This is a genomic window from Mycobacterium sp. 1165178.9 (genome assembly GCF_001673555.1).
GTDB lineage: Bacteria > Actinomycetota > Actinomycetes > Mycobacteriales > Mycobacteriaceae > Mycobacterium.
This window is the reverse complement of the sequence record NZ_LZMB01000165.1, coordinates 22,916-35,188: the sequence shown is the minus strand read 5'-3', so window position 1 is coordinate 35,188 and position 12,273 is coordinate 22,916. Positions and strand designations below refer to the sequence as shown.

Sequence of the window (12,273 nt, the reverse complement as noted above, 5' to 3'; positions counted from 1 at the left end):
GGGGACTTGTCGTTTGGGCGGTCGCGCTGCACGCATTTGTGGCGAGTCCGTTTGACAGCGAAAAGGCCGCCGCTGGATCCCCTCAGTCCAGCGGCGGCCCTTTTCGTACGCCAGTCCCTGGCAACGGGCCAGCGCTCGCATTCGGGGGATGCCCCGTATTGCCGTCGGGGTCGGGGGGTCAGACCACAACACGGGGCTATCCGCTGGGTCGGATACCCGCACCCCTGTTCGACTAATCAGCTGTGACTCAGCTCATTGCGAGCGTCGAGCCTGCGCGGTGACATGCCGACGGGCCGTCAGGCCTCCAGGATCGCGGCGACACCCTGGCCGCCGGCCGCGCAGATCGAGACCAGGGCGCGCACGGTGCCATCGCTCTTCTGCTCGGCCTTGCGCAGGGCAAGCTGCTTGGCCGCCTGCGCCAAAATGCGTCCGCCGGTGGCCGCGAACGGGTGACCGGCGGCAAGCGAGGACCCGTTGACGTTGAGCTTGGACCGGTCGATCGAACCCAGCGCGGCGTCCAGGCCGAGCCGCTCCTTGCAGTACTCCTCGGATTCCCACGCCTGGAGGTGACACAGCACCACCGACGCGAACGCCTCGTGGATCTCGTAGAAGTCGAAGTCCTGCAGGCTCAGGCCGTTGCGGGCGAGCAGCCGCGGCACCGCGTAGGTCGGGGCCATCAGAAGGCCGTCGCGCCCATTGACGTAGTCGACCGCCGCGGTCTCCGAATCCACCAGGTAGGCCAGCGGCGTCAACGAATGTTCGGCCGCCCACTCGTCGGTGGCCAGCAGCGCCACCGACGCGCCGTCGGTCAGCGGAGTGGAGTTGCCGGCCGTCATCGTCGCGTCGCCGGCCTTCACGCCGAACACCGGGCGTAGCTTCGCCAGCTTCTCCGCCGACGAGTCCGCGCGCAGGTTGTCGTCGCGGTACAGCCCCAAAAACGGCGTGACCAGGTCGTCGAAGAAGCCGCGGTCGTAGGCGGCGGCCATGTTGCGGTGGCTGGCGGCGGCCAGCTCGTCCTGGGCGACGCGGCTGATGCCCATCTTCTTGGCGGTCAGCGCCTGGTGCTCACCCATGGACAGCCCCGTGCGGGGCTCGCTGTTGACCGGGATCTCGACACCCAGCGTCGCGGGCAGCGTGCCCGCCAGCTTCAGCCGTTGCACATTGGACTTGGCACGGCGCAGCTTGAGCAGCGTGCGGCGCAGGTTGTCGCCCAGGCCGATGGGCGCATCGGAGGTGGTGTCCACACCGCCGGCAGCGGCCACGTCGTAGCGGCCCGCCGCGATGCCCTCGGCGGCATTGACCGCCGCCTGCAGCCCCGTCCCGCAGGCCTGCTGCAGGTCGAACGCGGGGGTGTGGGACGACAGCTGCGAGCCGAGCACGCATTCACGCGTCAGGTTGAAGTCCCGGCTGTGCTTGAGGACGGCGCCGCCGACCACCAGACCCAGCCGTTCCCCGGCCAGCCCGAAGCGATCCACCAGCCCTTCCAGGGCCGCGGTGAACATGTCCTGGTTGGACGCCTCCGCGTAGGCACCATCGGATCGCGCGAACGGGATGCGGTTGCCGCCGAGGACGGCCACGCGCCGCCGCTCGGAACTGCGTTGCTTGCTTGCCTCAGAACTTGCAGCGGCCACTGTTTTCTCCGTGTTTCTGCGGTCTATCGGTTGGGGAATCGCCCGTCTGGGGCCATACTACCCACTGTTCTTACTCTGCAGTAAGTTCGTCCTCGATACGGTTGTGCTTGTAGGCATACCCCGACTTCGAAAGAATATGGAAGGTAGCTCCGGTGGCTCCCAAGGCTTCATCCGATCTGTTCTCTCAGATCGTCAACTCCGGTCCTGGATCGTTTCTCGCCAAGCAGCTCGGCGTTCCCCAACCCGAGACGCTGCGCCGCTACCGGGCCGGTGAACCGCCACTGGCCGGGGCCCTGCTGATCGGCGGGGAGGGCAGGGTCGTCGAACCGCTGCGGGCGGCGCTGGACGCCGATTACGACCTGGTGGGCAACAACCTTGGCGGCCGGTGGGCCGACAAGTTCGGCGGCCTGGTATTCGATGCCACGGGCATCACCACGCCCGAGGGGCTCAGGGGGCTCTACGAGTTCTTCACTCCCCTGCTGCGCAATCTGGGCCATTCCGCGCGCGTTGCGGTGGTCGGCACCACGCCCGACGCCGCCGCCAGCCCGCACGAGCGGATCGCGCAGCGCGCGCTGGAAGGCTTCACCCGCTCGCTGGGTAAGGAGCTGCGCAACGGCACCACGGTGGCCCTGGTCTACCTCTCGCCGGACGCCAAACCCGCTGCGACGGGCCTGGAATCGACGATGCGGTTCATCCTGTCGGCCAAGTCCGCCTACGTCGACGGCCAGGTCTTCTATGTCGGTGACGCGGACTCCACGCCGCCCGCGGACTGGGAGCGCCCGCTGGACGGGAAGGTCGCCATCGTCACGGGCGCGGCCCGGGGAATCGGCGCGACGATCGCCGAGGTGTTCGCCCGCGACGGTGCACGCGTGGTCGCGATCGACGTGGAATCGGCCGCCGAGGCGCTGGCCGAGACCGCCAGCCGGGTCGGGGGCACCGCGTTGTGGCTCGACGTCACCGCCGCCGACGCCGTCGACAAGATCACCGAACACCTGCGCGAACATCACGGCGGCCGCGCCGACGTGCTGGTCAACAACGCCGGCATCACCCGCGACAAGCTGTTGGCCAACATGGACGACGATCGATGGGACGCCGTCCTGGCGGTCAATCTGCTTGCCCCGCTGCGACTTACCGAAGGCCTGGTGTCGAACGGCACCCTCGGCGAGGGTGGCAGGGTGATCGGCCTGTCGTCGATGGCCGGCATCGCCGGCAACCGCGGCCAGACCAACTACGCGACAACGAAGGCCGGGATGATCGGCCTGACCCAGTCGCTGGCCCCGGAGCTCTACGGCAAGGGCATCACCATCAACGCCGTCGCACCCGGATTCATCGAAACCCAGATGACGGCCGCCATCCCGCTGGCCACCCGGGAGGTCGGCCGCCGGATGAACTCGCTGCTGCAGGGCGGGCAGCCGGTGGATGTCGCGGAAACCATCGCCTACTTCGCCAGCCCGGCTTCAAACGCGGTGACGGGCAACGTCATCCGCGTTTGCGGCCAGGCCATGCTGGGCGCATAGAGCAAGAGGTTGTCGAGGAGAACGCCATGAACCAGCCAAGCGGCCTGAAGAACATGCTGCGCGCGGCCGCCGGTGCCCTGCCGGTGGTGTCCCGTGGAAACGAGCTACCCACCCGCACGGTGACCATCGAGGAACTGCCGATCGAGCGCGCCAATGTGGCCGAGTACGCGGGGGTGACCGGCCTGCGCTACGGCAATCACGTCCCGCTGACCTATCCGTTCGCACTGACCTTTCCGGCGCTGATGTCGCTGGTGACCGGATTCGACTTCCCCTTCGCCGCAATGGGATCGGTGCACACCGAGAACCACATCACGCAGTACCGTCCGATCGCGGTCACCGACACCGTCGGCGTGCGCGTGCACGCCGAGAACCTGCGCGAGCACCGTAAGGGTCTGTTGGTCGATTTGGTGACCGACGTCAGCGTCGGCAACGACACCGCCTGGCATCAGGTGACGACGTTCCTGCACCAGCAGCGCACCAGCCTGTCCGACGAACCCAAGCCGCCCCCGCAGAAGCAGCCCAAGCTGGCTCCGCCGTCCACCGTGCTGCGCATCAGCCCAGCGCTGATCCGGCGCTACGCCGACGTCGGGGGCGATCACAACCCGATCCACACCAACTCGGTCGCGGCTAAGCTGTTCGGGTTCCCGACGGTGATCGCGCACGGAATGTTCACCGCAGCAGCCGTATTGGCCAATATCGAAGCGCAGATTCCCGATGCGGTCCGGTATTCGGTGCGGTTCGGCAAGCCGGTGGTGCTGCCGGCGACCGCGGGGCTCTACATCGATGAGCACGACGGCGGCTGGGACATTTCGCTGCGCAACATCGCCAAGGGGTACCCGCACCTGACCGGCACGGTCCGGGCGCTTTAGTGCTGACGGTGGCGACCCGCTTCGCCCGGCTTCGCCGCGCTCGCGATCGCCACTAGTGCTGACGGTGGTGGCGAGCCGCTAGCCCGCGTGCGTCGTAGTGCGGCCCTGGACAAGCACTTTCAGACCGTGGGCGCCGGTCGCGGTCAACAGGAGAAGCAGGAACAACCACAGGGGCGGCCGGGCGAGCTCCCAGACGAAGATCGCCGCCCAGATCGGTGAACCCTGCGTCACCGCGAGCACGCCGGCGGCGCCGGCCAGCGATACCGCCGGCACGTGCAGGTGCGTCCCGGTCGCCCAGTTGATCAGCAAAACGAGCGCCGACCCGGCGGCGGCTCCGGTCGCCAGCGACGGCGTGAGCAATCCACCCGCCCCGCCGGCCCGCAGAAACAGCGCTGTCAGTAGGGGTTTCAGCGCCAGAATCGCCAGCGCCGACAGCAGGGTCATGCCGCTGGCCAGGCTGACCGTCAGGATGCTTCGGCCGTTGCCGGGCAGCTCGGGCCACCAATGCGAGCAGATCCCCATCAGCAGGCCCGCCCCGGCAAGCGCGGGGATCAGCAGCGCGGTCCGCATCGGGCGGGCCGGCCGTGCCACGGCCATCAACCGGTTGAAGGCCAGTCCCACCGCGAAAGTCACCGGCGCCAGCAGCAATCCGTGCGCCGTCAGCAGGTACGTCGACTCCTCGGTCGGCCACTGCAGGTTGGGCTGATCGCGGGTGATCGCCGAACCGACGGCGACCGCCAGGCCGGAGGAGAGAAACGCCGCGCCTACCGCGCGCGGCTGCCAGGTGTTGAGCAGGATCCTGATGGAGAACAGCGCCCCGGCCAGCGGGACGGCGTACACCGCGCCCAGCCCGGCCCCCGCCGCGCAGGCCAGCAGGACCTCGCGATCATGGGGTGGGAGCCGCTTGAGCCATCCGGTGCCCAAATCGCTTAGCGCTGCTGCGAATTGACGCGGGGCCCCTTCTCGCCCCAGCGACGCGCCCGATCCGACGAGCAGCACCTGCAGCAAGGCGTCGACGCTCCAGGAAAGCCTCGGCACGGGTTCCCGCGCGGCGATGGTCGCCGCCAGTGGAGGCACCTCCGCCCGGCGTCGCAACAGCCACCAGCCCAGGCCCGCCAGGGCGGCGCCGATCATCGGGCCGACGACGCGACGGATCGGGCTGCTGGCGGCCACCCCCGCCAGGAGCAAGCCGAAACTGTAGTTGTACGTGGCGTGCTGGACAGCGCGCAGCACGAACGTCGTCGCCAATCCGGCAACTCCGGCGAGCAACCCGACGATGGTTACCGCGCAGAAGAAGTCGAGGTTGCCGCGGTCCGAGCTGGGCGCGCTCATACGGGCCACCTGAACGAATTTAGGCCTAGTCGCTCGCGGTGTCCGAGCCGCCCGCCGCGGCCGCTTCCCGTTCCGCCGGCGAGCCCTTGAGGCCGTACCAGAACAGGTCGACCATCAGCTGGGCCGCCTCCTCGACGTCGACGTCGCCGGTGCTGAGCCGGTTGGCGACCGCCTCGCCCGCGCCCACCAGGGCCACGGCCATCATCTCGTGCTCCCGCTCGGAGCGCGGGTTGCGACTACCCGCCCGCATCAGCCCGGCCACCAGTTCGATGATCTGCTCACGTCCCTCACGAACCATGTGGGCGAACGCCTGCGAGCTGGTGGCCTGGGTGTACATCACGATCCAGGACGCCCGGTTGGCGTCGATGTAACGCATGAACGACGCGATCGTGTTGCGCAGCATGTCGCTGGGGCTCTGCTGGAAATCGACATCGGCGCGCACCACGTCGATGAACCGGCCCATCTCCCGGTTCAGGCAGGCGCCGAACAGGTCTTCCTTGGAGCCGTAATACAGGTACAGCATCGGCTTGGAGATCTGCGCCTCGGCGGCGATGGCGTCCATCGAGGTCTCGTGATAGCCGTTGACCGAGAACATCTGCACGGCGGCATCAAGCATCTGCTGCTCGCGGACGGCACGCGGTAATCGCTTGGTACCACCCGCCATCGCATGCCTCTCCGTCTATCTGACTCAAGAGTAAGCAACGCGCTGCCGCCGCACACCCACTAGTGCCCATGGCGGCGACCGGCTAGTGCCCGCAGGTGGCGCTGCGGCCCTTCATCGTTGCCACCCGGACCAGCGACTCGTCGACCTGATGAGCCGGCAATTCGCCTGACGCCACCGCCTTTTGCAACCGATCCAAGACCGCGGGCACCTCATCGGTGGTCACCCACAGCGCGACGTCGACGCCGGCCCGCAGGCTGCGCAGCACCGCCTCCGATACCCCGTACCGGTCGGAGATGGCGGCCATGCTGGACAGGTCGTCGCTGAACACCGGCCCGGTGAATGGCGGGCCCTTGTAGCCGACGCCGTTGCGCAGCAGCTGCACCGCCTCGGGGCTCAGGCTGGCCGGGGCGTCGCCGGTGAGTCCGGGAACCTGCAAGTGGCCCACCATCACCGCGACCGGCGCCACTGCCACCAGGGACCGGTAGGGCACCAGATCGCTGTTCTGCAAACTGTCCAGCGGGGGCGTGACGACACCCCCGGTATGGGAATCACCCGAGCCGTGCCCGTGGCCGGGGAAGTGCTTGAGCACCGGGAGCAGCCCGGCCTCCCGGAGCCCCTGCGCATAAGCCCCGGCGTAGTCGGTGACGGTGGCCGGATTCGCGCCGAACGACCGGTTGCCGATCACGGCGTCGTCCGGCTCGTCGCTGACGTCGACGACGGGCGCGAAGTCGACGGTGATGCCCAGGTCGTGCATCTTCTTGCCGCGGTCGGCCGCCAGGTCATGCACCTGCTGGACGGTTTGCGTCTGCGCCAGCTCGCGTGGCGACGGCGACGTCCCGATCAGCGACCTCAACCGCGAGACCCGGCCGCCCTCTTCATCGACGCTGACGGCCAGCGGCAGGGGCCCCGCCTTGGCCGTGATGTCGGCGAGCGGGCCCTTGAAGATCGACAGGTCGGTCCAGCTGCCGATGAAGATGCCGCCCACGTGGTAGCCGTTGACGACCGCCCGGGCGTCGTCGGCGTTCTTGACGCCCACCATCAGCAGCTGGGCCAGCTTGTCGCGGATGTTCAGGGTGGCCGGAACCGCCGACGGGTCGGCGCACACCGGCGGCGCCGGGGCGGCCATCGGCTTGTTGGACGTGGACGTTGACGGGCGAGGCGGGTGGGCGGTGTGGTGGCCGCAGCCGGCCACCAGCGCCGACGCGGCTGCGAGCACGGCGAAGGTGCGCGAAAATGCCATCGGGCCATGCTTTCACGACGGGCGTTTCCTACCCGGCTCCAGGGGGCATCAGCGGTACCTTGCTGATCAGGGGTCGGCGTGCCTGTTGACTGGCAGGGAGGGAGCCAGCGATGAATCGTTTCACGTTGGCGGCCGCGGTCAGCGTCGCGGTGGGCTTATCGGTCGGGGTGGCGACGACGGTCGGAATCACGCTCGCCGTGGCCGACCACAGCTTGGTGCAGGTGCCGGCCCTTCAGCGCCCTGTGCTCCCGGCCGGTCCCAATCAGGTGGAATACGGCGATCGCTGCATCCACGGACACTGTCTGCACTGGTGACCGGCGGCCCGGTGGCCGGGCGGGCTTCTGCTAGGTTGGCGCTAGGTTGAAAGTCCCGACCGCAAGCCGACACTCAGGAGCCGTCGAATGAACCGGATCGTTGCGCCCGCCGCAGCGAGCGTTGTGGTTGGCCTGTTGCTCGGCGCGGCCGCGATCTTCGGGATCACCCTGATGGTCCAGCAAGACACGAAGCCGCCACTTCCCGGGGGCGATCCGCAGTCGTCAGTGCTCAACCGGGTCGAGTACGGCAACCGTAGCTAGCGGCGATCGCAGGCGCGGCCGTGGCGATCGCAAGCGCGGCGAAGCCGAGCGCGGCGGGTCGCCACAACAGGACGTAGCCGGGCGCAGCGGGTCGCCACAACAGGACGTAGCCGGGCGCCGCGGGTCGCCGCCATCGGATTCACCGTCACGGACGGGGACCGAAACCTCGCTCTCCTGCTCGACCGGCGCGCCGATGTCGCGACGGTGGTTGTGGCTGGTCGGCGCGTTCGCGCTGGTCCTGACGTTCATTCAATCCCCCGGGCGGACCTCTCCGGACACCAAGCTTGACCTGACCGCAAACCCGCTGCGCTTTCTGGCCCGGGCGACCAACCTGTGGAACAGCGAGTTGCCGTTCGGGCAGGCGCAGAACCAGGCCTACGGCTACCTGTTTCCGCACGGAACCTTCTTTCTGCTCGGCCATGCGCTGGGCGTGCCCGGCTGGATCACCCAGCGACTGTGGTGGGCGCTACTGCTCACGGTCGGCTTCTGGGGGCTGTTGCGGGTCGCCGAGGCGCTGCGGATCGGCAGCCCGGCGTCGCGGGTGATCGCCGCGGCCGCATTCGCGCTGTCGCCGCGAGTGCTGACCACGCTCGGATCGATCTCGTCGGAGACGTTGCCGATGATGCTGGCGCCGTGGGTCTTGCTGCCCACCATCCTGGCCCTGCGGGCCGGCGGCGGCCGCTCCGTGCGGGCGCTGGCCGGGCAGGCGGGGCTGGCCGTCGCACTGATGGGCGCGGTCAACGCCATCGCGACCCTGGCCGGCTGCCTGCCGGCGGTGATCTGGTGGGCGTGCCACCGGCCGAGCCGGTTGTGGTGGCGGTACACGGGATGGTGGCTGGTGGCGCTGGTGTTGGCCACGCTGTGGTGGGTGGTGGCGCTGGTGATGCTGCGCGCCATCAGCCCTCCGTTCCTCGACTTCATCGAATCCTCGGGCGTCACGACGCAATGGTCGTCACTGGTGGAGATGTTGCGCGGCACGGACAGCTGGACCCCGTACGTCGCGCCGACCGCCACCGCGGGCGCTCCGCTGGTGACCGGGTCGGCCGCCGTGCTGGGGACCTGCCTGGTCGCAGCGGCAGGTCTGGCGGGGCTGACCAGCCCCGCCATGCCGGCGCGCGGGCGGCTGGTGACGATGTTGCTGGTCGGGGCGGTGTTGATGGCCGCCGGATACAGCGGCGGACTGGGCTCGCCGGTGGCCCACGCGGTGCAGGCCTTCCTGGACGCCGGCGGCGCCCCGCTGCGCAACGTGCACAAGCTCGGCTCGGTGATCAGGATCCCGATGGTGCTGGGCCTCGCGCAGCTGCTCGGCCGGGTACCGCTGCCGGGTAGCGCGCCGATGTTGGTGTGGCTGCGAGCCTTTGCACACCCCGAGCGTGACAAACGGGTCGCGACCGCGATCGTCGTCATGACGGCGCTGATGGTCAGCACGTCATTGGCGTGGACCGGCCGGCTGGCCCCGCCGGGGACCTTCACCGCGATCCCGCGGTACTGGCACGAGGCCGCCGACTGGCTCACCGAACACAACACCGGGACGCCGGCACCCGGGCGGGTACTCGTGGTTCCGGGGGCGCCGTTCGCGACCCAGGTCTGGGGCACCAGCCACGACGAGCCGCTGCAGGTGCTGGGCGCCAGCCCGTGGGGGGTGCGCGATTCCATCCCGCTGACCCCGCCGCAGACCATTCGGGCGCTGGATTCGGTGCAGCGCTTGTTCGCCGCCGGACACCCCTCGGCCGGTTTGGCCGATACCCTTGCCCGCCAAGGCATCTCCTATCTGGCGTTACGCAACGACCTGGACCCCGACACGTCACGCTCGGCGCGCCCGATCCTGGTGCACCGCGCCGTCGACGGATCACCGGGGCTGCGCAAGGTCGCACAGTTCGGCGCGCCGGTGGGGCCGGGCACCCTGGCGGGTTTCGTCGCGGACAGCGGACTGCGGCCGCGATATCCGGCGGTCGAGATTTATCGGGTTGGCGGCGATACCGACCCCGCCACACCGTATTTCGTCGATACCGACCGGCTGGCCCGGGTCGACGGCGGACCCGAGGCGCTGCTGCGCCTCGACGAGCGGCGACGGCTGCTGGGTCAGCCGCCTTTGGGCCCGGCGCTGCTGATCGCCGACGCGCGGGGCGCCGGACTGCCGATGAATGCCGGGGTGACCGTCACCGACACCCCGGTCGCCCGGGAGACGGATTATGGCCGGGTTGACCAACATTCGTCGGCTATCCGCGCCCCCGGCGATGCGCGGCACACCTACAACCGGGTGCCCGACTACCCCGTCCCGGGCGCCGACCCGGTCGCCGGCTCCTGGACCGGCGGGCGGATCACGGTATCGAGCTCGTCGTCGGATTCCACCGCGATGCCCGACGTCGCGCCGGCAAACTCGCCGGCCGCAGCGATCGACGGGGACTCGGCGACCGCCTGGGTGTCGAACTCGCTGCAGGCCGCCGTCGGCCAATGGATGCGAATCGATTTCGACCACCCCGTGACCAACGCGGCGATCACGGTCACGCCAAGTGCCACGGCCGTCGGCGCCCAGGTGCGCCGCATCCTGATCGAAACCGCCACCGGCAGCACCACGTTGCGCTTCGACGAGCCGGGCAAGCCGCTTGCCGCGGCACTCCCCTACGGCGAGACCCCGTGGGTGCGAATCACCGCCGCGGGCACCGACGACGGCTCCGCCGGGGTGCAGTTCGGCATCACCGACCTGTCGATCACCCAATACGACGCGTCCGGATTCGCCCACCAGGTCGAGCTGCGGCACACCGTGCGGGTGCCGGGACCGCCGATGGGATCGGCGGTCACCGGCTGGGACCTGGGATCGGAACTGCTGGGCAGGCCGGGTTGCGCCCAAGCGCCCGACGGTATGCGCTGCGCGCCGTCGATGGCGCTGGCGCCGGAGGAACCGGTCAACTTCAGCCGAACGCTGACCGTTCCGACCGCGACGTCGGTGACCCCGACGGTCTGGGTGCGGCCGCGCCAGGGACCCAAGCTGGCCGACCTGATCACCGATACGAATGTCACTGTGGCTCACGGCGATTCGGATACCGTCGACGTTCTCGGCTCCGCGTACGCGGCCGCGGACGGCGATCCGGGCACCGCGTGGACGGCGCCGCAGCGCGTGGTGCAGCACAAGAGCCCGCCGACCCTGACCCTCACGCTGCCCCGACCCACCGAGGTCACCGGGGTGCGGCTGGCTCCGAGCCGGTCGACGGTGCCCGCGCACCCGACGATGGTGGCCGTCAACCTGGGCGATGGCCCGCAGACCGCCGCGGTGCGACCCGACGGGGCGCAAATTGTGCCGCTGAAACCCCGGGTGACCGACACCGTGACCGTCAGCCTGCTGAATTGGCAAGACGTCATCGACCGCAACGCTTTGGGTTTCGACCAGCTCAAGCCGCCCGGGTTGGCCGAGGTCGCCGCGCTGGGCGCCGACGGCAACCCGATCGCGCCCGGCGACGCGGCCCGCAACCGCACCCGGGAAATCACCGTCGGCTGCGACCGCGGACCCGTCATCGCGGTCGCCGGCCGGTTCGTGCACACCGCGATACACACCACCGTGGGGGCCATCCTGGACGACGCGCCGCTGGCCGCGGTGCCCTGCGAGCGCGACCCGATCGCACTGCCGGCGGGCCAACAGGAGCTGTTGATCAGCCCCGGCGCCCAGTTCGTCGTGGATGGAGCCGAGCTGATGACGCCCGTCACCGCCGAAGCGGCACGGCCCGTGGGTGTTTCGTCATGGCGGACCTGGGGTCCGTCCCGTCGCGAAGTGCAGGCTTCCGCCTCGCTCACGTCCCGGGTGCTGGTCATCCCCGAAAGCATCAACCCAGGCTGGGTGGCGCACACCGGCACCGGGGTCCGCTTGACGCCGATCGCCGTCAACGGATGGCAGCAGGGCTGGGTGGTTCCCGCGGGCGACCCGGGCACCATCACGCTGACGTTCTCCTCCAACTCGCTCTACCGCGCGGGCCTGGCGGTGGGGTTGGCCCTGCTGCCGCTGCTGGCGATGCTCGCGCTCTGGCGCACCCGGCGAAAGGACGAGGCCGCCGCGCCGGCGCGGCCATGGCGGCCCGGCGCATGGGCGACCGTCCCGGCGCTGGCCGCTGCCGGGCTGATCGCCGGCTGGGGCGGTGTCGTGGTGATGGGAATCGCCCTGGGCCTGCGGTACGCGCTGCGCCGGCGGCGTTGGGAGCGCCTCAGCGTGGTGTGCAGCGCGGGCGGGCTGATCCTGGCCGGGGCGGCGCTGTCACGGCAGCCATGGCGGTCGGCCGACGGCTACGCCGGCCATTCCGCCGTTGTTCAGCTGCTGGCGCTGATTTCGGTTGCGGTGCTTGCCGCTTCGGTGGTTGCGGTACCCGAACGTGCGCAGGGGTCGCGCGACGAATAGTTGGCCGGGCTCTTGGCTACCCGTTTACCGGCTGATTGACTGGATACGCGGGTTGGCGTAA

General features: G+C 69.8%; 9 protein-coding genes. 5 read left to right on the top strand and 4 right to left on the bottom strand.

All coding sequences use genetic code 11. From position 1 onward, the window contains the following. Positions 1 to 296: 296 nt before the first annotated feature. Positions 297 to 1,631, bottom strand: a complete 1,335-nt coding sequence (locus A5652_RS08120) for an acetyl-CoA C-acetyltransferase (RefSeq protein ID WP_067348953.1) — start codon at positions 1,629 to 1,631, stop codon at positions 297 to 299. Between the two features lie 152 nt (positions 1,632 to 1,783). On the opposite strand from A5652_RS08120, the gene A5652_RS08115 reads away from it, so the two are divergent. Further along, on the top strand, positions 1,784 to 3,148 hold the full coding sequence (locus tag A5652_RS08115) for a 3-oxoacyl-ACP reductase (RefSeq protein ID WP_067348950.1): 1,365 nt from the start codon (positions 1,784 to 1,786) through the stop codon (positions 3,146 to 3,148). Positions 3,149 to 3,174: 26 nt separating this feature from the next. Then, positions 3,175 to 4,017, top strand: coding sequence for a MaoC/PaaZ C-terminal domain-containing protein (locus A5652_RS08110; RefSeq protein WP_067348946.1), 843 nt, complete (start codon positions 3,175 to 3,177; stop codon positions 4,015 to 4,017). 78 nt (positions 4,018 to 4,095) lie between these two features. On the opposite strand, the gene A5652_RS08105 is transcribed toward A5652_RS08110, so the two are convergent. The 3 genes from A5652_RS08105 to A5652_RS08095 all read right to left on the bottom strand — a co-directional run bounded on the left by A5652_RS08105 (position 4,096) and on the right by A5652_RS08095 (position 7,253). Further along, positions 4,096 to 5,349 carry a chloride channel protein gene (locus A5652_RS08105; protein WP_067348943.1) on the bottom strand — a complete coding sequence of 418 codons (1,254 nt, stop codon included), beginning with the start codon at positions 5,347 to 5,349 and terminating at the stop codon, positions 4,096 to 4,098. A gap of 25 nt (positions 5,350 to 5,374) precedes the next feature. Continuing rightward, complete coding sequence (locus A5652_RS08100) at positions 5,375 to 6,013, bottom strand: TetR/AcrR family transcriptional regulator (protein ID WP_067348940.1); 639 nt, start codon at positions 6,011 to 6,013, stop codon at positions 5,375 to 5,377. Between the two features lie 82 nt (positions 6,014 to 6,095). Beyond that, positions 6,096 to 7,253 carry a glycoside hydrolase family 3 N-terminal domain-containing protein gene (locus tag A5652_RS08095; RefSeq protein ID WP_067348936.1) on the bottom strand — a complete coding sequence of 386 codons (1,158 nt, stop codon included), beginning with the start codon at positions 7,251 to 7,253 and terminating at the stop codon, positions 6,096 to 6,098. A gap of 110 nt (positions 7,254 to 7,363) precedes the next feature. Here A5652_RS08095 and A5652_RS08090 point away from each other — a divergent pair, with 110 nt between their 5' ends. The 3 genes from A5652_RS08090 to A5652_RS08080 all read left to right on the top strand — a co-directional run bounded on the left by A5652_RS08090 (position 7,364) and on the right by A5652_RS08080 (position 12,212). Then, the gene (locus A5652_RS08090) at positions 7,364 to 7,567 is read left to right on the top strand and encodes a DUF2613 domain-containing protein (protein WP_067348932.1); all 204 of its coding nucleotides are present in this window, start codon (positions 7,364 to 7,366) and stop codon (positions 7,565 to 7,567) included. Positions 7,568 to 7,654: 87 nt separating this feature from the next. Continuing rightward, on the top strand, positions 7,655 to 7,828 hold the full coding sequence (locus A5652_RS08085) for a DUF2613 domain-containing protein (RefSeq protein ID WP_007769006.1): 174 nt from the start codon (positions 7,655 to 7,657) through the stop codon (positions 7,826 to 7,828). Positions 7,829 to 8,021: 193 nt separating this feature from the next. Further along, on the top strand, positions 8,022 to 12,212 hold the full coding sequence (locus A5652_RS08080; protein WP_067348930.1) for an alpha-(1->3)-arabinofuranosyltransferase: 4,191 nt from the start codon (positions 8,022 to 8,024) through the stop codon (positions 12,210 to 12,212). Positions 12,213 to 12,273 lie beyond the last annotated feature (61 nt).